We start from the raw sequence: 26506 nt of genomic DNA on the forward strand, positions 1-26506 counted from the left end.
CTGTTTAAATCCGGATTATTTCAAATAAATGTTTTTAGAAACATAAAAACCGAAAAGATAGTGTTGCTATGCTTGGTGTTGATCTCGCAACAAATCGTTCACAGTTTTCACCGGATTGAATGTTTCGATAGGCACTTCTACAAAGATGGTATTCCAGTCGGACATTGCTCCATTCCACAAACCGGGAAGTTCAAGGGCTTTCAGTTCTTTTCCGCCTTTCGATTTTATGGATATAAATCCTGTGTTCTTATCTACATAGTTAAGCAGATTTAATTTATGTCCCCGATAATCTTTCACTCCGCAAACAAGGTCTACGGGGTTGAAATGGGTTCCTTTTTCAAACATTTCGCGAGAAACATCATCATTCATGTCTATTTGTGAACTTTCCAAAATCTGGAGTGATATGGTTCCATCAGGGTTTTGAGCAAAGAAAGGGCCTCCTCCCGGTTCGCCTACGTTTTTCACCATGCCACAAACACGGAACGGACGGTCTAATTTCTTTTTCAGATATAGGACTAATTCTACATCTTCCAGCAATTTTGCCTCTGGATTTTTTATGTTTAGGGTTTGTTGTACAAACTCAAGAATCTCTATCAATTCATCGTGGGTATATTTGCCCGAATCAATCAACTTAAGGCACTCAAATGCTTTTTGTTGAACTTCGACCAACACCCCTGCCAAGATTTTCTTATACTTGGCTTCGTTTTGTTTGAGCCTGTCGGGCACTACGTTATCTATATTCTTAATGAATATGATATCGGCACTTAAATCATTCAGATTTTCGATCAATGCACCATGGCCTCCCGGACGGAAAACTAGTTCGCCGTTTTCTTCTCTGAACGGTTCGTTGTTCATATCAACGGCTATTGTATCGGTTTTGGGCTTTTGTTCGCTAAAGTTAACCTCAAAATGCGTAGACAGTTCGTTTTCGAGAACCGGTTTTTTGTCGTCAATCAGTTGGTTGAAAAGCAAATTATGTTCGGGCGATACAGTGAAATGTATGTTCACCATTCCTTGGCTATTCTTGGCATAGATAGCACCTTCTTTAAGGTGTTCTTCTACGGGTGTACACGAATATCCGTTGGCATATCTGTGAAATTTGAGTAAACCTTTGGGCAGGTTTCCGTAATTCAGACCTTTTGTGCTTAGCAGATTCGCAACAACGTGTTTATAATTTCCGTTGGCAAGCAATTCTTTAATACTCTTATAGTCGTTCCGCAAACAAGCAGCATCCAAATCCTGATAGAAAGCAAATTTCTCGATATTGTCGAAAAATTTTTTTTCAAAATCGCTTGTAGGCACATCGTATGATGCATCCAAAAACTCGAACAGGTTTTTGAACATGCGGCTGGCCGCCCCCGAAGCGGGTACAAATTTGATGATGGTTTTGTTGGAGGCACAATAATTGTTCCATTCGTTCAGAAATGACGATTCCTCCTGAGGTGATACGGTTTTAATACCATTCCCTACCGCAGCGGCACTATGCAGTTTGAGAAAAGGAAATCCTGTTTTGAAGTTCTCAATTTGCCTCTCAATCTCTTCGAGACTTATTCCTTTTTTGTTAAGGAAATTTACATCTTGCTCTGTAAACATATCATTTTTTGAATTTTTAGCGAAAGATAATGATTTTTTTTAGTTTAAATACCTTCCTTGCACACAATAGATATGTTTATCGTCAACATATAACACCGGAAAGCTTTCCGAATCGTCTTTACGTGGATTTTTCCGTTTCAGGTCGGTGGCTTTCAGAGCCGATATATAAATGTCATTTTCTATGGGTATAGCCTTTCCGTGTTTTACGGACGATGCCTTCTCCATGCATTTTTCCGACCCCGATTCTTTACGCAAGTTTTCTATGTAATACCTGTCGTGACGGCGACTACCCGTCGAAAAAATAAAATATTGTTTCTTATCTTTTACTTCAACAGGAGCAGCCCAGCATACAAGGAAAGCCCCTTCCTTATTTATTGCCGTACGGGTGATGTGCTGCCTCACGGCTTTCAGCCAAACGGTTCCGACGGCAAATATAACAATGTAGGGTATTGCATACCACGAAACCAATTGATTAATATTCTGGAGGTATATCACTCCAAACAGGCCAAGGAACAGAAGGCAGGCAGGAGCAACCATTGCCAGATTTTTCAGAATATAAGAACGTGGCACAAACAGCCGTTTGAACTTATTGTCTTTTTCGAGGTTTTCTAACACAGTCGATTTCATTGTTGTATGGTATCTTTTTGATTTATAATCGGTTTTATTATGGCTACTTGCCGCACCAATTCTTTTTTGTGTTTACGGCTCGTTTTTTTTTGCCAGTTGTTATCGAAAGTATCAATATGTTCTATGACTACGTTTTTGCCGGCAAAGATACTGTCTATTGATGCACCACTCAAAAAAACAAACGGCAGATTGCTATATACACCTTGTTCTTTGCTCGGGTTGAGTGGACGGATTATTTTGTCCGACTCGAAAACGAGTTCCATCCTTATTTCGCCCTCTTGCTCGTTGTAGAAGAAAGGCAGGCCTTCTACCCGTTTGTCTGTCCGGAGCATGCGTATGCTGTGGCGATCGTCATTGATGAAGGTTTTGCCGATAGGAATCAGACAAAAAGCTTCTACCATGATCATGGTAAGGATAATCCCCGTAAAAACTTTTTTGCCGCTGTTATTGTCTTTCGTATAAGCTGAAATGAAAATAAAAGCCGACAGAGCCAAACTCAAAACAGTTATCGTAACATAGAGCGGAATTGAAATCATATCTTTTTGCATAAACATGATAAACAGCGCAACAGGTATAGCCAGCAGTATGATGCCAATAACGGAAGCATTGATGCGGAAAACCATCCTCTCGCCTTTGCTTTTCAATCCTTCTATACAATAATGGATATAGAATGCCGTATTTATAGCACCCGGAATGAGTATAGGCAAAAGGTAGCGCGTTTTCTTTTCGGGGAAGCAAGACAGCAATACGATTGCCGAGAATGTCCATACAATAGAGAAAATATACGCTTTCCGGTCGGCAAACTTATTTTTCCAATAGAAGAACATGAGCGATGTAATCCAGAACAAAGCCCAGATTCCGGCTTCGGCCGGGAATTGCCAATAATAGTACCAAGGGCGTACATTGCGGTTAATCCACGACGTGGATTCTTTTTGCGCAACCGATACAGCAAACTCTTTATGAAATGCCATGATATACAAAGGCCACCAAAAGGCAATGATAAGGCAAACAAGAACCATAAGCACCAATGCGCCTATCTTTCCACGGACGTTGGGGCGGTAAATTGCGATGTATGCAATCAGAAAGGGTAATAGTAGGGCGAAAAATGACACAGGGCCTTTTCCTAAAAAAGAAAGCCCCATAAATAATCCGGCCAGTAAAAAACGTCCGTATTGCGCGCCCTTTTCCTGAAACCCTGCCACCATAAAATAAATAGCACCCAACATAAAGCTATGGCAATAAATATCCCATGTGGCAGTACGCCCCATCAGAATAATATTGAAACACGAAGCCAATATAAGCGCTGAAATAAGTCCTATGCTTCTGTTTTTTGTAAGCCTAACAACCAACAAATACAAGAAGAAGGCCATCACCGTAGCCATTATGCCTGCCGCACAACGTTGCGCAACAATATTTTCGGGGATAGCGGTTTCTATAACGGCGGCTACCCATGTGGGTAACGGCGGTTTTTCGAGACGTAGTTCGCCATTCATGCGGGGGATAAGGAAGTCGCTCGAATGAACCATTTCTTGCGCTGTGGCAAGATTGCGCGATTCCATCAAATCGGCAGGAATAATATGGTTATTAACGAAAAAAGCAAAAAAACTGACAATCAATATTATCAAATAATGCTGTTGGCCAACAGTAAGTCTCGTTATCTTCATTGGTTGTAATTTTGTTGTCTTAGCTAAAAATTTTTATTGACAGATAGTTTACTTTTTGCTTCCATAATTATGTTTACACAACTTTGTGTTTACAGGGGGTATAAGGTTTTGCACAAACAGATTATAACAACCTTTTATAATCACAAAGTTAACAATACAAATATAGTGAAATAAGACAGCGACAGGCGTTGGAGGGATGTGTTTTAAAAAAAAATTAACCTTTTGTCCTAAAAAATTGATACCTTTGCCGCAGTTTCATGGGGAAAACTTGAGTCAACGATGAATAAAACCGAATTATACGAATTCTGCATTATCGTTCCGATATATAACGAAGAAGACAATATGCTTCGTCTGGAAAAAGAACTGGCAGACTACCTTAAAACGGCATCTGTAAAAGCATGCGCATTGTTTGTTAATGATGGATCGAAAGATGACAGCCAAAGGCTTATAGAAGATGTTTGCGCACGTAACAAAAGTTTTTACTATATCAGTTTTGCTCAGAACAGGGGGCTTAGCGCTGCCATAAAGGCAGGGATAGACGTTGCACAATCGCCTTACGTGGGCTATATTGATGCCGATTTGCAGACCACACCCCAAGATTTTGAACTTTTGCTCCCTCACCGCAAGGACTACGAACTTGTGCTGGGCATTCGTTCGGGAAGGAAAGATAGTTTTGTGAAGAACCTGTCGTCTAAGATTGCTAACGGATTTCGTCGTATGATGACAAAGGACGGAGTGGAAGACACCGGCTGCCCTCTCAAGGTTATCCGTACCGATTATGCCAAACGCATCCCTTTCTTTACGGGTATGCACCGTTTTTTGCCTGCGCTGATACAACTGCAAAACGGGAGGGTGAAACAGTTGCCTGTAAGGCATTTTGAACGCATGGCAGGGCAATCTAAATTTCACTTATGGAACAGGCTTACAGGCCCATTTATGGATTGTTTTGCTTACCGTTGGATGAAAAAACGCTATATAAACTATACCATAGCGGCCGATAATATTACACCGAATAAGGATACAAATGTTGGATAACCCTTGGTATTTTGTTTTGGGATTCGTAGCTCAGGGTTTGTTCTCTGTCAGGGTGCTTATACAATGGGCTTTGTCCGAAAAAGAAAAAAAGGTGGTATCGCCCACCATATATTGGCAGGTAAGCCTTTTGGCCTCTTTTATGTTTTCTATTTATGGTTGGCTGCGGGGCGACTTTGCTATTATTCTGGGGCAAATATTCTCTTACTATATCTACATTTGGAATATCAACAGCAAAAACCATTGGAAAGAAATACCCGTAGTGCTCCGCCGTGCGATACAACTAACACCCGTTGTAGCTCTTATTTACGTTATAGCACATGGCGATGCTAGCGTTGACCGCCTATTTCGCAGTATGCCCATAGGTTTGCTTATTTTTGGTTCGGCAGGGCAGGTGTTGTTTACATTCAGGTTTATTTACCAGTGGTGGTATTCACGCTCGCGTTCCGAATCGTTGTTACCAATGCAATTCTGGATTATCAGCCTTATTGGCTCACTGATAACAATATCTTACGGACTCTTTCGCCAAGATCCAGTACTTATCATCGGGCAGGCCGCCGGATTTATAGCTTATTCGCGCAACTTACGCTTAGCTATAAAATCGAACAAGAAGTAGAAAGAAGAAAACCACTCCTCCCTACTCTTCCTCTTTTTTCACCCATTCGTAACAGCCTATGTCGGGATCATTGTCCGCAAGGCGAGAAACCCCGTCAAGGTCGTTCTGTAACGAATAAAAAACCGTAAACGAACTTTCAGCCTTGTTTATAGCAGCCGATTCCGAATCGAGGTGGAAGTCGTAATAATAGTCTCTATCGGCATTCAGGTAAACAAATTTGGGGTCTGTTTTAGAATTTTTATACCAAACCGTGTTCACAAAATTTTCATCATCCTTCCCGCTTGCCTTTATCAGACAATTGCTGAAATAATGGGCAAAAGGGTTATCGCTGTTTTTAGTATTTGCCAAAGTAACTTCCGAGGAACTGGAGCCGGAAATAATACTATTTATAAAGTCGCACTTCTGTAAAGGAATAGCAATCTGATTGCCATCGTCGTCATAAATATAGTTACCCAAAACGAGTGCTTTTTCGTGTATCATTCCCCACCACGTCATATAGTTAGCCAATGTGCAATGAACAAATGTATAGTTGCCACCTATGAGGCGTGCCACGGCTTTCCCGGCGTTAGACAGCAAAGAGTTTTTTACAGTGATATTACAATCGACAGCCGAAACCAAATCGCCCGTGCTGTTGTGTATTTCGCAGTTCAGGAATGTGGCTTTCTCCTTTGCAGGGTCAGAACGTCTGAATTCTATGCCTTTTTCCATTCCCCTTATTTTTACCGATTCGAAATAGTTGTCGAAACTCAACGAATCGAACGTTATGCCTCCCCACTGTCCTGGTATATTATTATAAGGAGTGTTTGTCAGTATATAGTCGTACCTGTCGCCCCGCATCTGTACAGGATTCTGGCGTGTTCCTTTCGCATTGATACGTCCCTGTACATGCATCATTGCGCCACTATGGAAATGCAGCTTTGTTCCACCTTCAATATTAAGGGTTGCACCTTCTTTTATCAGCAGGGTATCCAGTACGAGGAACGGTTTTGTGGATGTGATGGTGGTATCCTGCTCAATAATCTTTTTATTCCACACAATGGCATCTTGCCCTATGGCCTCTAAGCGTACGTACTGGCTCTTTCCGTTGTAACTGAAGCGTATAGAATCTTCTATAAGCAGTGGTGTATTAGAATTGATAGGATCGACAGTTATTTCGATAAAAACAAAAGCACTGTCTTTGCCATATACTTCCACATTCTTTATCTTATCGCCGGGAACACCATCTACGTTTATTCGGAAACCTGTTTGTCCGGCTCCCATTAGTTCTACTTCGTCAATACAGATTGCATTTTTATTGCAATTATATATTTTCAATCTTGTTGTGGCAGACCCAAAAGTAGAGAAAATAGTGTCGAACCGAACCGTATCCTTCGAGAAAGTCAGGCTCAATCCCGGACTGGACGAAAATTCACTACTGTCGTCCTTACACGCAATAAAAAAAATGGGTAGTATCAGAAATAAGATAAAGAACCGGATATTTTTCATGATTTATTTTAAAATGTTATTCGCTTTTATTTTAACTGCATTTCCCATCGATGGAACATGCTTGGCCACTGATAATATCGCCCGGGGTTTCGGCAACGCCACTGGCTTTCCATTCGGCGTACGATTTGTTCAGCACCTCAAGATATTCGTCTTCCGATATGATGCCTTGTATTATCTCTTTATTGTTAAACACATAAAACGGAATAAATTGCAAATTCAGTACGTCTTCGCTGTAACGGATATCCGCCTCTAAGTCGTTTTTGAATAAGTCGCTATCGAGCATATTTTCTATCTCCTCTTTTGGGATGCCTATTTCCACACCCAATCGCACGAGCACTTTTCTGTCGCTTATACATTCTCCGTCTACGAAGTATGCTTTGAACAGGGCTTCTTCGGTTTCTGTTGCAAAGTTATATTTCTTGGCGAGTTTTACCAAGCGCAAACTATCGGAAGTGTTTGTTACAATCAGATTGTCAAAATTGTAGGCCAAACCTGTATCTTTGGCCAACTTTACTATTCCGCTCAAATGGTCGTTAGCATCGTCGAGCGAGCAGTCATTCTGCATACTGAAATACTGAGCGTACGTCAACCCCATGTTTTGTTTAGGAAGCTTAGGATTCAGTTCGTAGCTATGCCACACAAGCTCTACCTCGTCGGCATGCGGAAATTTTGTTAAAGCACGGTCTAATTTACGTTTCCCTATATAACAATACGGACAGGCGATGTCTGACCAAATTTCAATTTTCATCTTGTTCATAACCAGATTCTGTGATTTTTAAGTTCAATTATATATACTATTAATCACTATATACAACAAACGGATATTGAGGAAAGTTATTTCGTTTAACACGAAAAAAGATAAACTTTAGGCCGACAGGGTGAAAATAAACACTTTTTTACAACTTCAGATAGAAGTCTTTTGCCAACTCAGCAAACTCCTCAGAGTAAACATGCCGTGAGACTTCAATAACAAGCTGATTGCAAACGGAAGGCTGTGGCATCCGCGACAGTTCCATTAATACGCGTTTGGGTTCGGACGCCGGAGTGGGTAATACTTCCGTCAGGCGGGTAGGATATAAACCGTATTTTTCGGCAAGTTCCAACAAAAAATATTTTTCCTGATACGGATATATGAACGACAACCGTCCTTTGTCCGATAAAAGATATTCTGAATACCGTATCAAATCTTCTACCGGAAGTGTATCGGTGTGGCGAGCCAGTGTACGTTTCTCACTGGGCGATTTGAGCGACGACGCAAAATAAGGAGGATTGGAAACTATATGATCGTACGTATCCCTGCATTCCACAGCAAGCTCTTGCAAGGATATCTCTTTGCAGACGATGTTGGTGAAAGGTGATTCCCGCACGTTTTCGTTTGTCTGCAAAATAGCATCAGGGTCTATATCTATGGCTGTAATCCTTGCCGACTCGTCATAACGTTGCGCCAACATAATGGCAATCAGTCCCGAACCTGTGCCCACATCAAGAATAGTTTGACAGCCGGAAGCATCGGCCCATGCCCCGAGCAAAACCCCGTCGGTACCTACCTTCATGGCACATTTGTCGTGACGGATTGTGAACCGCTTAAACTCAAAATAAGGATTAGGCATAGTATTTTTACTGATATTTTAAACAAACAAAAAGACCGTCCTGCGTAAACAAAACGGTCTGTAAATCCTTATAGACTCTCAAATTATGCAGGATGTATTGCTTCTGTTGGGCAAACATCTGCACATGTACCGCAGTCTGTACATGCATCTGGATCAATTTTATAGATTTCTCCTTCAGAAATCGCACCTACTGGGCACTCATCAATACATGTACCGCAAGCGATGCAATCTTCACTAATTACATAAGCCATGACTAATAGTTTTATAAATTAATACTAACTTTTCTTTAACTTTGATAGCACAAATATAAACCGATTTTTACTCGCAAACAAATATTATCTATTAGATTATATATATCTATTGATAACATTTATCTATACTCCAGATACTAATATGCTGACATACTGTATTTATAACATATAACAAAAGAATGGTACGGAATTCTAATTTTGAATGTTTCTAAAGTAAAAAACACCTTCCAAGCCTACTTAGAGAAGCAAAAACTGCTTTGCGAGATTTTTTCTACTTAATCTACCAATTTCTCTAAATACTTACTGGCCATTTCTATACCTCCTCTAAAAATCAAACGGCTTTCCTTATCAAAAATCAAAACCATGGGGTATTTCTTTACCTTGAGTTCTTTCCTTAATATGGTGTCTTCTATGTTAATAGACAAAGAAGGCAAATAAAGATTTTCTTTTTTCAATATCTCCGCTCCTGTGGCATATGTTTCTTTTTCCTTCTCAATTCGGCTATGTAAGGCGAACACCTGTACTTGAGGATTGTCTTTACCCGTGGTGCATTTAAGCAATTACGGTTTTTAAGTTGTTAATATTCTTGTTATTTAATTTGTTTATGAGTTGTATGACCGTCAGAGCCATAATCTTAGATAAGATTCTGTTTTTAAACCCATCAAAGGATTTGGCATAATTTCTACGAATCATAAATTGGTCGCACAGTTGGGAAAACAAGGTTTCAATGCGTTTTCTTGATTTTCGAAAGATATAAGCTTGTGGCTTATAATCTTTTTGATTCCTACGCATTGGAACTTCAAGCCTTATTTGATTAGATGAGAACAAATCCCTTTGATAATCAATACTTAGATATCCTTTATCTCCTAAAATCGTACAATCTTTATACATTGATTTAATGTTTTTGAGATAATGAATATCGTGTATGGATGCCTGTGTCAAATCAAAATCAGTAAATACACCATCAACAGTGCAGACTGCATGAAGTTTGTAACCATAATAATTATTTCCTTGAGAAGCACAATAACCCTTATCTGGTGCAGTTTCATATTCTTCTTTGCAAATCTGACTGCGAGTGCAGCGACTCAATTTGCATACTTCTAATGGCATACTGTCAACAATAAAGTAATCTTGCCTACTGATACTGCGAGCCAATTCTTTGCGCAAGGCTTCCCGATGGTAAAATAAACCTCGTTTTCTCCGATTATAAACACTACGCTCAACTTTGGATAATAAGTCAATAGGCAGCTTCCTAAACAAATCTCTCTCAGAATCAATACCTAAAAACTCTGACGTCAAGTCAATAGCAATCAACTCAATATCTGATAATTTAGGCTTACGTTTTTGATTCAGAAAATTCATTTTACCTCCAATATGTTGTAAGGTTTCTAATATTTTTTCGTAATTTCGAGTGAAGTTGTTCATATATTTAATTGATTGCAAGTCTTTTAAATATAATCATTTAACTGAGAATGAACAACTTCTTTTTATTTATATATTAATGCACCACGGGTTGTCTTTATATTTTTCGTACAGCTTTTGTACATGGGGCATATCTTGGTAGCAATACCCGCAATGGGTGTACCAACAATCCAACACCAAGTATTTACCCTTAAAAGCCGACAGGAACACGCTCTGTCCATCTTCGCCCGTAAATTCGGGGGCAACAGATACTACCTTTGCTTCTAATGCGCCCGTAAATGAACCATAATTTAATTTGTTCTGCCACAATTTATTTCCTGTGGTAGAAAGCCAAAAGCCACAGACAAGAATAAATATAGATACTATAATCTTACTTTTCAATTCTAATTTATAACAAAAATAAGCAGCTATCACAATTAATAAGTGTATTATATATTCAAAAAGAGTTCCCAGTGTTGGTGTAAAATCAATAACATGAACTGGCAAAGGCAATATAGACATCCCGATTAGTGCACAAATCAAGACCGATTTCGGAGATGTTTTTTCTCTATATTTTGAGGTAATCCACATCATAAGGAAATAGTAAAGAATAACACCTAAAAGTGATGATTGCATACGTCCATTTAATCCTAAAATGCTAAGCCCCCACCCCCGCAAAGGGACAATAATAAGGAAAACTAATGCAAAACTAAATATGATAATTAAGTAAATTTTTATTTTTTGCTTCATGATAAGGCTTAGTTTTCCATAGAAAATGAGTATATTGTAGTTTATAATTGTAAGATTACATATTAATCACAATATTATATAATATTTATTTAAAACACAAATAAATCAGCATTAAAAATAACATTATGTAATTGAATTTATCAAAAATATATCAAAAAAATGTCAGATAAAAAGCATACAGGCATAACCAAGCAGTTTTTGGATTGGATATACACCAAAGCTTTGAATGGTTTTGGAGGGGCAGACTCCGCTTACATTCTGGCGGAAAGCTATCTGAAAGGAAAAGGAACTATCGACCAGAAAGTTAACTCGCTCATAAAATGGCAAACCGCAAAATCGGCAACCAGCGGTTTCCTTTCAGGTTTCGGAGGGTTTGTTACCATCCCCTTCACTATTCCGGCCAATGTGGCAAGCGTTATCTATATACAGATAAGGATGATTGCTGCCATCGCATACATGGGCGGACACGACATAAGGGACGACAAAGTAAAAACCCTTACTTACATTTGCATGGCAGGCAATAGCGCCAAAGAGCTGTTGAAAGAAGTAAGCATCCGTGCCGGCGAAAAAGCCCTGACACACGCAATACAAAAAGCCTCGGTGCAAACGGTTTCGGCCATCAATCAAAAAGCCGGACAGAAAGCCTTGTCAAAATTGGGCGTTAAAGGCATTGCCAATGCCGGAAAGATAATACCTGTGGTGGGCGGGCTGATAAGCGGGTCGTACGACGCTATTTCGACAAAAGCAGTGGGTATGGCGGCAAAAAAAATATTTATCGACAACAACTTTAAAAATATAGAAGACCCGGAGGCTGATATTTTACCCGAAAAATAATTATCTTTGCACTTCGCCGCAAGGTATATTTTTAAGGTAACTGATAAATTATGTTTTTATCCACTTTTTTCGAAAAACTGGGACAATACGTACTCCTTATGTCGAAGGTTTTTACAAAACCTCAGAAATGGAGTGTATTTTTCAGGCAATTTGTTCAGGAAATAAATAAACTTGGCGTTGGCTCCATTGGCATTGTTATTCTGATATCCTTCTTTATCGGGGCTGTTATAGTAGTCCAGATTAAACTAAATATAGACAACCCCATTATGCCACGATGGACGGTAGGTTACGTTTCGAGGGAAATTATTTTGCTCGAATTTTCATCGTCTATCATGTTCCTTATCTTGGCCGGAAAGGTTGGTTCTAATATTGCATCCGAGATAGGCACAATCCGCATCACCGAACAGATTGATGCTTTGGAGATTATGGGTGTAAACTCGGCCAACTACCTGATACTGCCCAAAACCCTTGCCTTAATGGTATTTACCCCCGTATTGGTAACGTTCAGCATATTTGCAGGCGTTGTGGGTGGATTTGTAGTTGCAGGGATAGGGCACATTATGCCTGTTGCAGACTTGGAATTTGGTTTTCAGTCGTTCTTCAAACCGTTTTATGTTTGGTATGCAATAATAAAATCTATTTTCTTTGCATATATTGTAGCAACAGTAGCCTCATACTATGGCTATTATGCACGGGGAGGTTCGCTCGATGTGGGTAAAGCAAGCACAAATTCGGTGGTGATGAGCAGTATTCTTATTCTGGCATCCGACTTAGTAATTACACAATTGATGATGGGATGATTGAAGTTAAAGACTTACGAAAATCGTTCGACGAAAGGGAGGTTCTGAAAGGGATAAGCGCAACTTTCGAAGAAGGAAAAACCAATCTGATAATAGGGCAAAGCGGTTCGGGTAAAACCGTTCTGCTGAAAAACCTTGTCGGTCTGATACGCCCCACAAATGGTGAGATACTTTACGATAATCGGGATTTAACCAAAATGGCGGGCGAAGAACTTAAATCGCTGCGTCAGGAGATGGGGATGATATTTCAGGGATCGGCCTTGTTCGATGCAAAAACCGTGTTCGAAAACGTGTATTTCCCCCTCGAAATGTTTTCAAAAATATCGAAAGAAGATAAAATAAAACGTGCCGAATTCTGCCTTGAACGTGTGAACCTGAAGGACGCAGGGCATCTTTACCCCTCGGAAATAAGCGGAGGGATGATGAAGCGCGCCGCCATTGCGCGTGCCATTGCATTGAATCCTAAGTACTTATTTTGCGACGAGCCTAACTCGGGACTCGACCCTCAAACATCGCTCGTTATTGATGATCTTATTCACGACATCACCAAAGAGTATAATATTACAACCGTAATCAATACCCACGACATGAACTCCGTTATGAATATCGGGGAAAAAATCCTTTTCATAAAAGAAGGTTCTTTGGAGTGGACAGGAACGAGCAAAGACATCATGTCGTCTACAAACGAAGCTCTGAACCGTTTTGTTTTCGCTTCCGACCTTTTCAAAAAAGTGAAACAGGCCGAAATGAAAGAAGCAACCGCACAACATCAAAAACCGACAACCAACCAGATATGAAAATAATATCGTACAACGTGAACGGTATCCGTGCCGCAATAAACAAAGGTTTATTGACATGGCTTCAAGAAGAGCAAACCGATGCCGATGTAGTCTGTTTTCAGGAGTTAAAGGCTCACGAAGATCAGATTGACGTCATTTCGTTGCAAGCTTTGGGTTATCAGTATTGTTATTTCCATCCGGCCGAAAAGAAAGGTTACAGCGGCGTGGGAATAATATCTAAGCGCGAGCCCGATTTCGTGAAAGTAGGCATGGATATGGATATATACGACCGCGAAGGGCGTGTTCTGCGTGCGGATTTCGGAGAGCTGACCGTTATTTGCGTTTATATACCTTCGGGCACGATGGGCGATGTACGGCAGGATTTCAAGATGCAATTTCTGGAAGACTTCACAAACTTCATTCTCGAACTCCGTAAGGAACGTAAAGAAGTGCTTATCTGCGGCGATTATAACATCTGCCACAAGCCAATAGACATAAATCACCCTGAACGGCATACCAAAGATTCGGGTTTCTTGCCCGAAGAAAGAGAATGGTTCGACCGTTTTATTGCAACAGGGATGGTCGATACCTTCCGCGAATACGACCAAAGCCCCGAAAAATACAGCTGGTGGAGCTACCGCGCAGGAGCAAGAGGCAAAAACTTAGGCTGGCGCATCGACTATCACCTGATATCGGAAGCCGTTAAACCCAAACTCCGCGGTGCCGCAATATTGCCCGAAGCTATGCACTCCGATCATTGCCCTGTTGTTGTTGAAATAGAAAACCGATAAGATATAAGCTTAAATAGATTTTATAGATACTCAATAGCCTTGCAGTGATGCAACTTTTGAGTATTTTTGTTGTTTATATAGTAACCCGAAATAAAAACATTTAATCATATAATGGCCAATCTATTAAATATAAACAATTTACATGCCGACATAGACGGCAAAGAAATATTAAGGGGATTGAATCTTACAGTCAACAAAGGCGAAGTTCATGCTATTATGGGCCCTAACGGAGCAGGGAAAAGCACTCTGGCTTCGGTATTGGTAGGTAATCCTAATTTTGAAGTAACCGAGGGTGAAGTTCTATTCGAAGGAAAAGACTTGCTCGAACTTGCTCCCGAAGAAAGAGCCGGCGAAGGACTCTTCCTCAGCTTTCAGTATCCTGTCGAAATACCGGGCGTCAGCATGGTTAATTTTATGCGTACGGCCGTGAACGAAACCCGTAAATACAGGGGCGAAGAACCGGTTTCGGCTTCCGACTTTCTGAAACTGATGAAAGAAAAACGTCAGTTGGTGGAACTCGATAGTGACCTTGCCGGACGATCGGTAAACGAAGGCTTTTCGGGCGGAGAGAAAAAACGCAACGAAATATTCCAAATGGCAATGCTTAACCCCAAATTGGCTATTCTGGACGAAACCGATTCGGGTTTGGATATAGATGCCTTGCGCATCGTTGCTTCGGGCGTAAACAAGCTTCGCAGCGCCGAAAACGCAACCATCGTGATTACGCACTACCAACGCTTGTTGGAATACATCAAGCCCGACTTTGTGCATGTGCTCTACAAAGGACGCATAGTAAAAAGCGCAGGCCCGGAATTGGCTCTCGAACTTGAGGAAAAAGGGTACGACTGGATTATCAAAGAGTTTCAAGATTAATCTCGTATCCCCCACTATGTCAATCTAAATTTCATTTAAACAGAATGATAGAACAACAATATATCGACTTATTTACCAAGTGCCGGACGATGATAGACTCGAACTCGGCCGAAGGTATCAATAAGTTACGGGACAGGGCTTTCGATGCTTTCAGAGAACTCGGTTTCCCGACAAAACAAATGGAGGATTTTCTGCATTCGGATATAGCCGGCAAATTTGCTCCCGATTATGGATTAAACCTGCAAAGGATTGAATATAAGATAAACCCGTACAAATCGTTCGGATGCAACGTACCGGAGATGTCGACCAATCTGTATTTTGTACTGAACGATTCTTTTCAAGGCAAACATCTACCTGAGGTCTACTATCCCGAAGGTGTTTTTGTGGGAGGTTTGAAAGACTTTGCGGAACAACATCCCGATGTGTTTTCCAAATACTATGGCAATGCCATGGAGTGGGATAAGAACGGGGTAAACGCATTCAATACAATGTTTGTACAAGATGGTTTTGTGGTTTATATCCCCGACAATACCGTTTTGGAGCAGCCTCTTCAATTGGTCAATATACTGAAAAGCTCGGTCAACTTTCTGGTAAACCGCCGCATAATGTTGATTGCCGGTAAAAACTCGCAAGTAAAACTTTTGGTTTGCGACCATGCGGTCGATTCGGCTAACTTCTTGGTAACACAGGTCACCGAGATTTTTGCCGGAGAAAATTCGCATGTCGATTTTTATGAGTTGGAAGAAAACTCCGACAATGTAACACGTTTGGCTGCAACATTTATACATCAGTCCGAGGGGTCGAATGTACTGAGCAACAATCTTACTCTGAATTGTGGTTTCACCCGCAACAACTACCACGTTAAACTCGATGGAGAACATGCCGAAACTACCGTGGCGGGAATGATTATAGCCGGAAAAAAACAGCATGTGGATAACTTCGCGTTCTTAGACCATGCCAAGCCTAACTGTCAGAGCACGCAATTGTTCAAATACGTTTTGCAAGACAGCGCTTTAGGCGCCTTCTGCGGTCGTATTCTCGTAGAAAAAGACGCCCAGAAAACACAGGCCTATCAAACTAATAATAATCTGTGTACAACTCCTGACTCGCGCATGTATTCAAAACCCCAACTGGAAATCTATGCCGACGATGTTAAATGTTCGCACGGACTAACAACTGGACAGCTCGACGAGGAGGCTCTTCTCTATATGAGAGCCCGGGGTATCGGCAAAGATACTGCCCGGCTGATGCTTATGCAGGCATTTACGGCCGATGTGCTTAAACTTATCCGCTTGGATGTGCTTAAAGACAGGTTGCAAGACCTTGTTGAAAAACGGTTCAAAGGCGAAACCGCCCGTTGTGGAAACTGTTCCATTTGCAAATAACCTAACACACAGAAGGATTCCTTTAAAACAAACTTATTATGCAACTTGATGTACAAAAAATACGGGCCGACTTCCCTATCCTATCGCAAACCGTGTACGGGAAATCTCTCGTTTATCTCGATAACGGAGCTACCACGCAAAAACCCGTATGCGTAATAGACAAGGTCAGTGAAGTTTACCGAACTATTAATGCCAATGTACATCGCGGTGTGCATCACCTCAGTCAAGAAGCAACGGAACAGGCCGAGGCCGTTCGCGAAAAAGTAAGGGCGTTTATCAATGCGAAACACAGCCACGAAATTGTATTTACCAGAGGTACTACCGAGTCGTTCAATCTTATAGCATCAAGTTTCTGCCAAGCATATTGCAAGCAAGGCGACGAAGTTATTGTGTCCACAATGGAGCATCATGCCAATATTGTACCTTGGCAACTGCAAAAAGATATCAGCGGAATAGAACTGAAGGTTACCCCTATCAATGACAAGGGCGAACTGCTTGTTGATGAATTTGAAAAACTTATTTCAGAAAAAACCAAACTGATTTCGATAACCCACGTATCGAACGTGATGGGCGTTATTAACCCCATAAAGAAAATCATAGAGATAGCTCACAAACATAATATTCCGGTGGTGATTGATGCCGCACAGTCTGTTCAACACATACCGATAGATGTTCAGGAACTGGATTGTGATTTCCTTGTTTTTTCGGCTCACAAAATATACGGGCCCACGGGCGTGGGCATTCTGTACGGGAAAGAAGAATTTCTGAACCAAATGCCTCCCTACCAAGGCGGTGGCGAAATGATTAGCCAAGTATCCTTTAAAGGAACAACTTTCAATGAATTGCCTTTCAAATTCGAAGCCGGAACGCCCAACTATGCCGATATCATTGCTTTCGGTACAGCGCTCGACTATGTTCTTTCCATAGGGCTCGATAATATCGGCCAGTACGAAGACTCCCTGTTGCAATATGCAACCGATCGGTTACTGGAAATAGATGGGCTGAGAATATACGGAACAGCCAAAGAGAAGTGCAGCGCAATATCTTTTCTCGTAGGTGATATACATCATTACGATATGGGAATGTTGCTCGACAAAATGGGAATAGCCGTGCGTACAGGCCACCACTGCGCCCAACCTCTGATGGAGCGGTTCGGTATAGAAGGTACGGTAAGAGCAAGTTTTTCGTTCTACAACACAAAAGAAGAAATAGACAGCTTGGTGGCAGGCATAAAACGTATTGTAACAATGTTTGCTTAAAGGAGAACAGAAAAAGACAGAGAGAGAAAAGGAATATCTTCCTACTCCTCTTACTCTTTGTTATCGTGGTTTATTCCCTGTAAATCGTTTTTCTTTAGCTTTATATCGTACAGGTAAATTCTTTTGTCGCCGCTAAGGTGCGACGCGTTTGCGTGTATATATCCCGAAATTTGGCAGACTTTTTTGTCCTTGAGTCTTGGTATCAGAATTTTATACTCCTTATTTTCCGTTATCTTTTGTTCTTGGATAACTACCGTGTCGGGATATTCGATACGAGCCTGAAAACGAACTGCCGTATTTTCACCTATTCCTTGTACCTTAAATTTCAAATCAAAGTCAGAGTACTGAACAGAATGGGCAGAATCGGCCGTGAACGACAAAGTAGGTGTGTACTTGGTTATGTAATATTTTTCGGGAAGTATGTCATCCGGTGTTCTTAATTTTGCGAACACAGGAGTTGATGGGGCTACTTCCGCTTTAATCCGATTAAGTTTTACTACCACCGAATCGTTAACTTTCAGATAAACGTCAACATGATCCGAATACCACATAAGGGAAGAATCTAAGTCTACCTGCGTTATCTTATGCTTTGCCAGCACCCCATCCATCAAAGCTTTCCTTGCCTCCGGGCTTCTATAATCGGGATCGCTCAAGTAAATCACACGGGCTATTTGAATATCAGATAGTACCGAAACCATTTCCTCTTGCGAGAGTATTTTTGCCTCCTTGCGGCAAGATGTTGCAAAAAGCATACAGCATACCACCAACAGAACAACATACAAGCTTCTTTTCTTACTATCCATACGTATCATATACAAGGGATTTAATTTTCACTCACTTTTTCTTCTTTATGAAAAGAAGCCGACATAGTTTTGCGATAAAACAACAGCAAGATAAAAAGGCCAACCGTAATTGCCGAATCGGCTAAGTTAAATATCGGGCGGAAAAATACAAACTCCTCCCCACCCCACACCGGAACCCACGAAGGAAATGTTCCTTCAATCAGCGGAAAATAAAACATATCTACAACCTTGCCGTGCAACCATTCCGAATAGCCTTCGCCAATAGGTACAAAGTCGGCTACATGCCCCGGATAACTGGCCGAGAATATTTCCCCATAAAACACACAATCTATTATGTTTCCGAAAGCCCCAGCCAATATAAGAGCTATACAAGCAATGTAGCCATAGTTATATTTTTCCTTAATCAGTTTACATAGGTAATAAGCTATAAAACCGATTGCTATAATCCGAAACACTGTAAGAAAAAGCTTACCTATAACCTCTATACCAAACGCCATTCCGTTGTTCTCCACAAAATATATCTTGAACCAGCTGGTTATCTCGATCGATTCGTAGAGCGACATATTCGTTTTCACCCATATCTTTATCACTTGGTCGGCAACAATTACCACCAAAACAACAAAAACGGCAATCAGCCATCGAGGTATTTTTTTCATTATCAGTAAACTTTTACTATCATTTATACATAAACAATCAGAAGAAGAAGCAGACAAAAATACTACTTCTCCCTCATGAATGTATATTCGTTATTTATAAAAATACTTATTTCACGCCGCTATTTTTGGCTTCGATGCTTAATGTGGCATGAGGCACAGCACGCAAACGTTCTTTGGGAATAAGCTTTCCGGTTTCGCGGCAAATTCCATAAGTTTTGTTTTCGATGCGTATCAGAGCAGCTTGCAAGTTCTGGATGAATTTCATCTGGCGTTGAGCCAAACGTCCGGCTTCTTCTTTCGACAAGGTCGATGCCCCTTCTTCCAGCACCTTAAATGTTGGAGACGTGTCTGTTACATCATTTCCATCCGAATTGGTTATCGATGCCTTAAGGCCTTCGTATTCCGATTTAGCTGTTTCCAGTTTTTCCAGAATCAACTGGCGGAATTCGTCCAACTCCTCATCTGTATATCTGGTTTTCTCGCTCATAATCTTTTTGTTTTAGTTATTACTATTATTGTTTTTTTACACCTATACTTTTTTTATAGATATTACCAAAACATAGTCGTCCATATCTATATCAACACCATTTTCTACATTTGCCGCAAGCTCAAACTTATCAGCCAAAACCTGAGTCGACATATAGTCTCTGTATTCTGTTACGGCATCCCTTATCTGTTCGTTGTCCGATACAGACACTTGTATGCGGTCCGTTATTTCAAAGCCTGCCGACTTCCGCAAGTTCTGAATTCGGTTAACTAATTCACGGGCAATACCTTCTTTTTTCAGTTCGTCTGTTATGGTTATATCAAGGGCAACCGTCAGTTTGCCTTCGTTGGCAACCAACCATCCGGGTATGTCTTCCGATATTATTTCCACATCGGCAAGTTCTACGGTAGCCTGTTGTTCTTCAATGCTGAAGCTAAAATTACCCTCTTTTTCAAACCGGGTAATATCGCTTTGTTCCATAGTTTGGATTGCTGCTGCCAGTTGTTTCATTATTTTACCGTAACGTGGCCCCAACTTTTTGAAATCGGGTTTCACCTTTTTCACAAGAATACCTGTTGCGTTATCTACATAGTTCAGGTCTTTCACGTTTACCTCGTTCAGTATCAAATCACGAACAGCCTCTATGGCCTCTCCCTGCTCTTTATTCAGAACCGGAACCATTATTTGTGTTAACGGTTGACGAACCTTAATGTTCACCTTGCGGCGAAGAGCCAATACCATAGACGATATACTCTGCGCAATGCTCATCCGTTCTTCCAAAGCCTTATCAATGTAGGCCTCGTTATATTCCGGGAAATCAGCCAAGTGTACAGACTCTACATTCTCCCTGCCACTAACCGAAACTAAATCCGTGAAAAGAAGATCGGCGTAGAATGGCGCAATCGGCGCAATCAGTTTAGCAACCGTTTCAAGGCACAAATACAATGTTTGGTAGGCCGATAGTTTATCGGTAGTCATTTCACCTCCCCAGAAACGTTTTCTGTTCAGGCGAACATACCAGTTACTCAAATGGTCGTTCACAAACTCGGATATAGCCCTGCCAGCTTTAGTAGGTTCATACGTATTCAGGTAGCCGTCTACATCTTTCACCAACGTATTGAGCAAAGATATAATCCAACGGTCAATTTCAGGTCTGTCTGACAAGGGGATATCTTTCTCTGCAAAAGCAAAATTATCGACATTGGCATAAAGGGCAAAGAACGAATAAGTGTTATATAACGTTCCGAAGAACTTACGGCGAACTTCTTCTACGCCTTCTAAATCGAATTTCAGGTTATCCCAAGGCGAAGAGTTGGTTATCATATACCAGCGCAAAGGGTCTGAGCCGTATTTTTCGATGGCTTCGAAAGGATCAATAACATTGCCCCATCGTTTCGACATCTTATTGCCGTTCTTATCCAACACCAAGCCGTTCGATATAACATTCTTGAAAGCGATGTTACCATTTATCATAGTCGAAATAGCGTGTAGCGTAAAGAACCATCCTCTGGTCTGGTCAACGCCCTCGGCAATGAAATCGGCAGGATACATCTCAAGGAAATCTTCGGCCTTTATGTTCGGGTAAAACACTTGGGCAAAAGGCATAGCTCCAGAGTCGAACCAAACGTCTATAAGGTCAAGTTCGCGCTTCATTGGTTTTCCACTGGGAGAAACCAATACGATATTATCTACATACGGACGGTGCAGATCTATTTTTTCGTAGTTCTGTTTGTCCATATTTTCTATTTCAAATCCTTTCCACGGAAAATCGGACATATAGCCTGCCGCTATCGATTTTTCCATTTCGGCATACAATTCTTTTACCGAACCTATACAAAGTTCTTCCTTGCCGTCTTCCGTACGCCATATCGGCAACGGTGTTCCCCAATAGCGGCTACGGCTCAGGTTCCAGTCTTGCAGGTTTTCTAACCATTTGCCAAACCGCCCTGCTCCTGTCGATTGTGGTTTCCAGTTGATTGTCTTATTCAGTTCAATCAGGCGGTCGCGGCACGATGTGGTGCGTATAAACCAACTGTCGAGCGGATAATACAAAACAGGTTTGTCTGTACGCCAACAGTGTGGATAGTTGTGAACGTGTTTTTCGATACGATACACCAAGTTGGCTTGCTTCAGCATTACACAAAGATCAACGTCGAGCGTAGTATCGTCTGCCGTCAAACTGCTGTCATATTCGTTCTTAACATAGCGTCCGGCATACTCCGTATATAGGTCTACATTCACAAATTTGCTTACATAGTCGGCATCCAAGTCTTTCAGCAAGAAATATTTTCCCGTCAGGTCTACCATCGGGCGTATATTTCCTTCTTTATCGGTAAGCGTAAGTCCAACTATATCATTCTGTTTGGCAACTTTGGCATCATCAGCTCCGAAAGTTGGGGCTATATGCACAACGCCCGTACCGTCTTCGGTGGTAACAAAATCGCCGGTTATGACCTTAAAGGCATTTCCGTTCGGTTTTATCCACGGGATTAGTTGTTCGTATTCCATTCCGGCAAGTTCGGCGCCTGTCCATTCTCCTACTACCGAATATGGTATCAGCTTGTCGCCTTCCTTATAGTCTTCGAGCTTCAATTCGGCAGCTTTCGGGTTAAACAAACTTGCCATCAACGACCTTGCGGCAATAACCGTTATTTTTTTGCTTGTATAAGGGTTATATGTTTGTACCGCTACGTAATTGATGTTAGGGCCAACAGCCAAAGCCGTATTAGACGGTAGTGTCCACGGCGTGGTTGTCCATGCAAGGAAATAGGCATCTCCCCACAACGACATTTCGTGCTTCGGATTGATTATCTTAAACTGGGCAATACAAGTCGTGTCTTTCACATCACGATAAGCACCCGGCTGATTCAATTCGTGCGTACTCAAACCAGTTCCTGCCGCCGGAGAGTATGGCTGAATTGAATAACCTTTATACAAATAGCCTTTATTGTAAAGGTCTTTAAGCAGATACCACAGCGATTCTATATAACGGTTATCGTAGGTGACGTAAGGATTGTTCATGTCTACCCAATATCCCATTTTGTTGGTAAGGTCTTCCCACTCCTTGGTATATTTCATCACTTCCCTACGGCAAGCGTTATTATAGTCTTCTACCGATATCTTTTTGCCGATATCTTCTTTTGTTATCCCTAATGTTTTTTCAACACTTAGTTCCACAGGCAAGCCATGTGTGTCCCAACCGGCTTTCCGGTTCACTAAGAACCCTTTCATGGTTTTGTAACGGCAGAAAATATCTTTAATAGAACGAGACATTGCGTGGTGGATACCCGGCATCCCGTTTGCCGACGGAGGTCCTTCGTAAAAAACAAAAGACGGAGCCCCGGCGCGTATATCCAAACTCTTCTGAAAAAGATCACTTCGAGTCCATTTATCTAACATTTGCTTGTTTATGTCGGATAAATTAAATTGGTTATATTCTTTAAATTTCCTGCTCATTTTTCTATTCTCCTTTATTCCTTATATAAAATTGTCGCAAATATAATGAAAAAAGATTAGATAACACTCGTTGTAGACATGCTACTTAAGGCAAACACATCAAAATATATACCAACAGCAAACCCGTACACGTTAGCCATTACGCAGAAAGATATAACGGCTATAACATTTCTGATAGACAAGCTTATTTTATACCTTTGCCACCTGATAACTTACAAGATATATTATACGTAAATATGGATGTAGCTCTTTTTTCAGTAATACTTTTCGGAGGTGCTATCTTCGCAGGATTTCTCGGCGCTTTAACCGGATTAGGAGGTGGCGTGGTGGTTATTCCACTGCTTACACTTGGTTTTGGGGTAGATATGCGCTATGCCATTGGGGCAGCCTTAGTGACTTCAATAGCCAGCTCATCGGGAGCGGCCGCAGCTTACATAAAAGAAGGAATTACCAACGTACGCATAGGCATGTTCCTCGAAATAGCAACAACAACAGGCGCCGTTATTGGTGCTTTTGTGGCAATGTATCTCGACAAGAAGTATATCGCCCTTATATTTGGTTGTGTTCTTATATTTTCAGCTATACGGTCTGTCAGAAAAAACAATGATAATTGCGACTATTCCTTACCAGGCGATAAGCTGGGGGAAAAACTGAAACTCAACGGCTCATATCCCACAAAAGAAGGTATTGTAAAATATAATGTACACAATGTGGCGGGCGGCTACTCGTTGATGACGCTTGCCGGAGTTCTGTCCGGCTTATTGGGTATTGGTTCGGGAGCCTTAAAGGTTTTAGCAATGGATACTGCAATGAAGATACCTTTTAAAGTATCGACCACCACCAGCAATTTTATGGTAGGGGTCACCGCGGCGGCCAGTGCCGTTATTTACCTGCAACGAGGATATATTGACCCGGGATTGGCTTTCCCCATTGTGGTAGGTGTGCTGTTGGGAGCTTTCATTGGGTCTAAAATATTACCTAAGGCAAATGTACGCAACCTGCGCTTGCTATTCAGTGTAGTGATTTTCTTTCTTGCCCTATCGATGATGTATAATGGGTTAACAGGCAAACTTTAAGATGAAGATGAGAATATTTACAAAACAATTTTGGATGGAACGCGATGTTGAGTTATACATCGGCCGTCTGCTTCGCTATGGTGTGATGCTATCGTGTGGTATAACCCTTTTGGGAGGTATAGTATATATGTTCCAATCGCACGATGACGACATAACCCGCCGCTACGCGGCTTCCGATATTCCAAATCAAGCTTTTGGAGTAGAGCATTATTTGCGCGAATTATCGACCATCGTTCCACGTTTATTAGCTTTCGACGGAGCAGCTATCATACAGTTGGGTGTCATTGTATTAATTGCTACACCAATAATACGTGTCGTATTCTCTGCCATTGCTTTCATTATTGAGAAAGACTATATGTATGTAGCCATCACGCTTGTTGTTTTATGTATCATCATGGCAAACATGTTGCTTGGATTGCACTAAAAAAACTACCATAGTTGTAAAAAACATAAGGCAATGATGCCAAAAAGAAAAACAGAAACGGCAGCAAGATTATTTCTCGCTGCCGTTATTCATTATTTATAGAAACCGGGATTACCCGTTTCTTTATTTAGCTATTTCTATTAATTGTTTTGCCAATCCGTTTTCAGGATCCATTGTTAATAGTTTTTCGCTATAACTCTTCATTTGAGCCTTATCTTCGGCCTTATTATTTGTAGCAAAACGTTTGTAGTAATATACAGCCAGATATTCGTAAGCTTCTTTCAAGTCAGAAGAACCGTTGCCTCCTTCTTTTGCTAAAATAACTTTAGCTGTTTCTTCGTAAGCATCTTTAGCCAAACCAAGTTCGGTTGTTGGATCTAAAGCAGATGTTGCCCTTGCTCTCCAGAAATAACCCAAATGACTTTCGGGAACCATTTCCGCCACTTTTGAGAAAGCTGCTACCGCTTTGTTCAGAAGTTCTTTACCCAGCTCTACATCAGCTTGATCAACTACAACCGATGCGTCTTGTTGCGCAGTCATCAGAACCCTTACCTTTGGAGCACCTGCCGAATAGTAATTCCTACCCACATTGTAGTAATCCAAAGCCTGAACCTCTTCGCCTAAAAGATTAATATATTTACTATAATAATCTCCAGCTTCGGCATATAATCCGGCTTCGGCACAAGCTTCCGATACTTCCAAATACAAATCTCTGTTTTCAGGCTCCAATTCTATGGCTTTTTTGTATTGAGCAACTGCAGATTCGGCTTGACCAGATTTTGCCAATAATTTTCCATATGTAATATAATCGAGAGAGATATACTTTGTTTTTGGATTTTTAGGTATAGCAAAGAATCGTTCCGAATATTTTATACCACCCGCATAATCTTCTTTTTGCAAAGCGCTATAAGCAGCAAGACGGTTCAATACAAAATCATCTGGAATAGAAGCCAAACCTTCGTTGATTATTTTACTTGCCTCGTCATATTGCTCCGTAAAATATAATGCACCTGCATAACTAGTCAAATCTTTTACGGTATAGTTACCACCGGCCATAAATTTCTTATATGCCTCGATAGCTTCATTATAACGTCCCGAATCGTAATAAATTCTACCAAGATATTTATATGCCAGAATGTAATCAGGATTTGTTTCCAATACTTTGTTTAGCTCCTCGATAGCTGTTTCATTGCCTGAGATTCCTGTATTTTCGTACACTAAAGCATTTTTTATGTAAGCGGGCACACATTTAGAATCGAAAGCCATTGCTTGGGCATATTGAGTTGCGGCTTCTCCTTCTTTACCTTCCGACAACCAAATATCTCCTTCCAGAATATACAGATAAGGGTATTTTTTATCCAGCTTCCGCAATTCGGCTATCTTCACCAAGGCTTGAGGCTTCATTCCCGCCTCAAAGTAAGCACGGGCTATGGCCAGATATACCATTTTATCTTTTTTGTTCAATTTTATGGCTGCATCGAAATGATTTTCAGCAGCTTTTGGGTCAGTTTTAAGTAATAATTTACCTAAACCTACTTCGTTCAAACCTAATTTTGGATTTTGAGCCAATCCATTTTCGAAATAAGTCTTTGCTTCAGCCATTTTCCCCTCTTGTAAGGCAATATCCCCCAAATAATAAGAAGTTAATGGAGACGATTGGTCGGCTTGTTTCTCGAAATAATTTTTAGCAGCGGCATACTCTTGTGTGTAGAAATAATCTTCGCCTAAACTCCCTTGGGCAAACGAAACCGTTGTGGCCAAGAAGAAAGACAAGCAAATTCCTAAAAAAAACTTTTTCTTCATCTTAAAATTATATTTATTAAATTATTTATCATCTAAACTCAAAACACTCAT

At 40.9% G+C, this 26506-nt stretch carries 26 protein-coding genes; 11 read left to right on the plus strand and 15 right to left on the minus strand.

Going from position 1 to position 26506, the window contains the following annotated elements; all coding sequences use genetic code 11:
- Positions 1-66: 66 nt before the first annotated feature.
- From M2132_RS01415 to M2132_RS01425, 3 genes are read right to left on the minus strand one after another with little or no spacing between them, the layout of a single operon-like run.
- Positions 67-1593: a DUF4301 family protein gene (locus M2132_RS01415; RefSeq protein WP_280670574.1), complete on the minus strand. Its 1527-nt coding sequence runs from the start codon at positions 1591-1593 to the stop codon at positions 67-69.
- Positions 1594-1632: 39 nt separating this feature from the next.
- On the minus strand, positions 1633-2220 hold the full coding sequence (locus M2132_RS01420; RefSeq protein WP_280670576.1) for a hypothetical protein: 588 nt from the start codon (positions 2218-2220) through the stop codon (positions 1633-1635).
- A complete protein-coding gene (locus M2132_RS01425) occupies positions 2217-3884 on the minus strand; it encodes a glycosyltransferase family 39 protein (RefSeq protein WP_280670578.1) in 1668 nt (555 codons plus the stop codon). The genes M2132_RS01420 and M2132_RS01425 overlap by 4 nt, the downstream gene beginning before the upstream one ends.
- A gap of 279 nt (positions 3885-4163) precedes the next feature.
- Between M2132_RS01425 and M2132_RS01430 the strand changes: the two genes are divergently transcribed.
- Together M2132_RS01430 and M2132_RS01435 are read left to right on the plus strand one after the other, a co-directional pair.
- Positions 4164-4919 (plus strand): glycosyltransferase family 2 protein, encoded by a 756-nt coding sequence (locus tag M2132_RS01430; RefSeq protein WP_280670580.1) that lies wholly within the window; start codon positions 4164-4166, stop codon positions 4917-4919.
- Complete coding sequence (locus tag M2132_RS01435; protein ID WP_280670582.1) at positions 4909-5532, plus strand: lipid-A-disaccharide synthase N-terminal domain-containing protein; 624 nt, start codon at positions 4909-4911, stop codon at positions 5530-5532. Before M2132_RS01430 ends, M2132_RS01435 begins: the two co-directional genes overlap by 11 nt.
- A 21-nt stretch (positions 5533-5553) precedes the next feature.
- On the opposite strand, the gene M2132_RS01440 is transcribed toward M2132_RS01435, so the two are convergent.
- The 7 genes from M2132_RS01440 to M2132_RS01470 form a co-directional block, all read right to left on the minus strand.
- Positions 5554-7017 (minus strand): hypothetical protein, encoded by a 1464-nt coding sequence (locus tag M2132_RS01440; protein ID WP_280670584.1) that lies wholly within the window; start codon positions 7015-7017, stop codon positions 5554-5556.
- Between the two features lie 31 nt (positions 7018-7048).
- Positions 7049-7765, minus strand: coding sequence for a DsbA family protein (locus tag M2132_RS01445; RefSeq protein WP_280670586.1), 717 nt, complete (start codon positions 7763-7765; stop codon positions 7049-7051).
- A 148-nt stretch (positions 7766-7913) separates the two neighbouring features.
- Entirely contained in the window at positions 7914-8627 is a 714-nt protein-coding gene (locus tag M2132_RS01450; RefSeq protein ID WP_280670588.1) for a tRNA1(Val) (adenine(37)-N6)-methyltransferase, read from the minus strand.
- A gap of 83 nt (positions 8628-8710) precedes the next feature.
- Positions 8711-8878, minus strand: coding sequence for a DUF362 domain-containing protein (locus tag M2132_RS01455; protein ID WP_280670590.1), 168 nt, complete (start codon positions 8876-8878; stop codon positions 8711-8713).
- Between the two features lie 275 nt (positions 8879-9153).
- A complete protein-coding gene (locus M2132_RS01460) occupies positions 9154-9438 on the minus strand; it encodes a hypothetical protein (protein ID WP_280670592.1) in 285 nt (94 codons plus the stop codon).
- The gene (locus tag M2132_RS01465; protein WP_280670594.1) at positions 9431-10303 is read right to left on the minus strand and encodes an IS982 family transposase; all 873 of its coding nucleotides are present in this window, start codon (positions 10301-10303) and stop codon (positions 9431-9433) included. Before M2132_RS01465 ends, M2132_RS01460 begins: the two co-directional genes overlap by 8 nt.
- A gap of 66 nt (positions 10304-10369) precedes the next feature.
- Positions 10370-10681, minus strand: coding sequence for a redoxin family protein (locus tag M2132_RS01470; RefSeq protein WP_280698178.1), 312 nt, complete (start codon positions 10679-10681; stop codon positions 10370-10372).
- A gap of 507 nt (positions 10682-11188) precedes the next feature.
- Between M2132_RS01470 and M2132_RS01475 the strand changes: the two genes are divergently transcribed.
- The 7 genes from M2132_RS01475 (at position 11189) to M2132_RS01505 (ending at position 17750) form a co-directional block, all read left to right on the plus strand.
- Positions 11189-11863 carry an EcsC family protein gene (locus M2132_RS01475; protein ID WP_280670598.1) on the plus strand — a complete coding sequence of 225 codons (675 nt, stop codon included), beginning with the start codon at positions 11189-11191 and terminating at the stop codon, positions 11861-11863.
- A 50-nt stretch (positions 11864-11913) separates the two neighbouring features.
- Complete coding sequence (locus M2132_RS01480) at positions 11914-12663, plus strand: ABC transporter permease (protein ID WP_280670600.1); 750 nt, start codon at positions 11914-11916, stop codon at positions 12661-12663.
- Positions 12660-13460 carry an ABC transporter ATP-binding protein gene (locus M2132_RS01485; RefSeq protein WP_280670602.1) on the plus strand — a complete coding sequence of 267 codons (801 nt, stop codon included), beginning with the start codon at positions 12660-12662 and terminating at the stop codon, positions 13458-13460. Before M2132_RS01480 ends, M2132_RS01485 begins: the two co-directional genes overlap by 4 nt.
- Complete coding sequence (locus tag M2132_RS01490; RefSeq protein WP_280670604.1) at positions 13457-14233, plus strand: exodeoxyribonuclease III; 777 nt, start codon at positions 13457-13459, stop codon at positions 14231-14233. The genes M2132_RS01485 and M2132_RS01490 overlap by 4 nt, the downstream gene beginning before the upstream one ends.
- 111 nt (positions 14234-14344) lie before the next feature.
- Positions 14345-15106 (plus strand): Fe-S cluster assembly ATPase SufC, encoded by a 762-nt coding sequence (sufC, locus tag M2132_RS01495; RefSeq protein ID WP_280670606.1) that lies wholly within the window; start codon positions 14345-14347, stop codon positions 15104-15106.
- A 44-nt stretch (positions 15107-15150) separates the two neighbouring features.
- Positions 15151-16491 carry a Fe-S cluster assembly protein SufD gene (gene sufD / locus M2132_RS01500; RefSeq protein ID WP_280670608.1) on the plus strand — a complete coding sequence of 447 codons (1341 nt, stop codon included), beginning with the start codon at positions 15151-15153 and terminating at the stop codon, positions 16489-16491.
- Between the two features lie 38 nt (positions 16492-16529).
- Positions 16530-17750 carry an aminotransferase class V-fold PLP-dependent enzyme gene (locus M2132_RS01505; RefSeq protein ID WP_280670610.1) on the plus strand — a complete coding sequence of 407 codons (1221 nt, stop codon included), beginning with the start codon at positions 16530-16532 and terminating at the stop codon, positions 17748-17750.
- A gap of 50 nt (positions 17751-17800) precedes the next feature.
- Here the strand turns inward: M2132_RS01505 and M2132_RS01510 are convergent, their stop codons facing one another.
- The 4 genes from M2132_RS01510 to ileS all read right to left on the minus strand — a co-directional run bounded on the left by M2132_RS01510 (position 17801) and on the right by ileS (position 23152).
- A complete protein-coding gene (locus M2132_RS01510; RefSeq protein ID WP_280698179.1) occupies positions 17801-18562 on the minus strand; it encodes a DUF4296 domain-containing protein in 762 nt (253 codons plus the stop codon).
- 11 nt (positions 18563-18573) lie between these two features.
- Positions 18574-19209, minus strand: coding sequence for a lipoprotein signal peptidase (locus M2132_RS01515; RefSeq protein ID WP_280670614.1), 636 nt, complete (start codon positions 19207-19209; stop codon positions 18574-18576).
- 106 nt (positions 19210-19315) lie between these two features.
- Positions 19316-19696, minus strand: coding sequence for a TraR/DksA C4-type zinc finger protein (locus tag M2132_RS01520; protein ID WP_280670616.1), 381 nt, complete (start codon positions 19694-19696; stop codon positions 19316-19318).
- Positions 19697-19738: 42 nt separating this feature from the next.
- Positions 19739-23152, minus strand: coding sequence for an isoleucine--tRNA ligase (ileS, locus tag M2132_RS01525; protein ID WP_280670618.1), 3414 nt, complete (start codon positions 23150-23152; stop codon positions 19739-19741).
- A gap of 236 nt (positions 23153-23388) precedes the next feature.
- On the opposite strand from ileS, the gene M2132_RS01530 reads away from it, so the two are divergent.
- Positions 23389-24228 carry a sulfite exporter TauE/SafE family protein gene (locus tag M2132_RS01530; RefSeq protein WP_280670620.1) on the plus strand — a complete coding sequence of 280 codons (840 nt, stop codon included), beginning with the start codon at positions 23389-23391 and terminating at the stop codon, positions 24226-24228.
- Between the two features lie 7 nt (positions 24229-24235).
- Entirely contained in the window at positions 24236-24652 is a 417-nt protein-coding gene (locus tag M2132_RS01535; RefSeq protein WP_280670622.1) for a DUF1634 domain-containing protein, read from the plus strand.
- A gap of 123 nt (positions 24653-24775) precedes the next feature.
- Here M2132_RS01535 and M2132_RS01540 read toward each other — a convergent pair whose 3' ends face one another.
- On the minus strand, positions 24776-26455 hold the full coding sequence (locus M2132_RS01540; protein ID WP_280670624.1) for a tetratricopeptide repeat protein: 1680 nt from the start codon (positions 26453-26455) through the stop codon (positions 24776-24778).
- Positions 26456-26506 lie beyond the last annotated feature (51 nt).

Source organism: Dysgonomonas sp. PH5-45 (assembly GCF_029893235.1).
Lineage (GTDB): Bacteria > Bacteroidota > Bacteroidia > Bacteroidales > Dysgonomonadaceae > UBA1309.

Excerpts from the sequence above, each read along its gene's own strand:
- ileS (WP_280670618.1), bottom strand. The coding sequence starts at position 23,152 with ATGAGCAGGAAATTTAAAGAATATAACCAATTTAATTTATCCGACATA.
- M2132_RS01530 (WP_280670620.1), top strand. The coding sequence starts at position 23,389 with ATGGATGTAGCTCTTTTTTCAGTAATACTTTTCGGAGGTGCTATCTTC.
- M2132_RS01435 (WP_280670582.1), top strand. The coding sequence starts at position 4,909 with ATGTTGGATAACCCTTGGTATTTTGTTTTGGGATTCGTAGCTCAGGGT.
- M2132_RS01420 (WP_280670576.1), bottom strand. The coding sequence starts at position 2,220 with ATGAAATCGACTGTGTTAGAAAACCTCGAAAAAGACAATAAGTTCAAA.
- M2132_RS01535 (WP_280670622.1), top strand. The coding sequence starts at position 24,236 with ATGAGAATATTTACAAAACAATTTTGGATGGAACGCGATGTTGAGTTA.
- M2132_RS01490 (WP_280670604.1), top strand. The coding sequence starts at position 13,457 with ATGAAAATAATATCGTACAACGTGAACGGTATCCGTGCCGCAATAAAC.
- M2132_RS01540 (WP_280670624.1), bottom strand. The coding sequence starts at position 26,455 with ATGAAGAAAAAGTTTTTTTTAGGAATTTGCTTGTCTTTCTTCTTGGCC.
- M2132_RS01520 (WP_280670616.1), bottom strand. The coding sequence starts at position 19,696 with ATGAGCGAGAAAACCAGATATACAGATGAGGAGTTGGACGAATTCCGC.
- M2132_RS01430 (WP_280670580.1), top strand. The coding sequence starts at position 4,164 with ATGAATAAAACCGAATTATACGAATTCTGCATTATCGTTCCGATATAT.
- M2132_RS01450 (WP_280670588.1), bottom strand. The coding sequence starts at position 8,627 with ATGCCTAATCCTTATTTTGAGTTTAAGCGGTTCACAATCCGTCACGAC.
- M2132_RS01475 (WP_280670598.1), top strand. The coding sequence starts at position 11,189 with ATGTCAGATAAAAAGCATACAGGCATAACCAAGCAGTTTTTGGATTGG.
- M2132_RS01415 (WP_280670574.1), bottom strand. The coding sequence starts at position 1,593 with ATGTTTACAGAGCAAGATGTAAATTTCCTTAACAAAAAAGGAATAAGT.
- M2132_RS01465 (WP_280670594.1), bottom strand. The coding sequence starts at position 10,303 with ATGAACAACTTCACTCGAAATTACGAAAAAATATTAGAAACCTTACAA.
- M2132_RS01480 (WP_280670600.1), top strand. The coding sequence starts at position 11,914 with ATGTTTTTATCCACTTTTTTCGAAAAACTGGGACAATACGTACTCCTT.
- M2132_RS01515 (WP_280670614.1), bottom strand. The coding sequence starts at position 19,209 with ATGAAAAAAATACCTCGATGGCTGATTGCCGTTTTTGTTGTTTTGGTG.
- M2132_RS01485 (WP_280670602.1), top strand. The coding sequence starts at position 12,660 with ATGATTGAAGTTAAAGACTTACGAAAATCGTTCGACGAAAGGGAGGTT.
- M2132_RS01425 (WP_280670578.1), bottom strand. The coding sequence starts at position 3,884 with ATGAAGATAACGAGACTTACTGTTGGCCAACAGCATTATTTGATAATA.
- M2132_RS01510 (WP_280698179.1), bottom strand. The coding sequence starts at position 18,562 with ATGATACGTATGGATAGTAAGAAAAGAAGCTTGTATGTTGTTCTGTTG.
- sufC (WP_280670606.1), top strand. The coding sequence starts at position 14,345 with ATGGCCAATCTATTAAATATAAACAATTTACATGCCGACATAGACGGC.
- M2132_RS01505 (WP_280670610.1), top strand. The coding sequence starts at position 16,530 with ATGCAACTTGATGTACAAAAAATACGGGCCGACTTCCCTATCCTATCG.
- M2132_RS01445 (WP_280670586.1), bottom strand. The coding sequence starts at position 7,765 with ATGAAAATTGAAATTTGGTCAGACATCGCCTGTCCGTATTGTTATATA.
- M2132_RS01440 (WP_280670584.1), bottom strand. The coding sequence starts at position 7,017 with ATGAAAAATATCCGGTTCTTTATCTTATTTCTGATACTACCCATTTTT.
- M2132_RS01455 (WP_280670590.1), bottom strand. The coding sequence starts at position 8,878 with ATGGCTTATGTAATTAGTGAAGATTGCATCGCTTGCGGTACATGTATT.
- sufD (WP_280670608.1), top strand. The coding sequence starts at position 15,151 with ATGATAGAACAACAATATATCGACTTATTTACCAAGTGCCGGACGATG.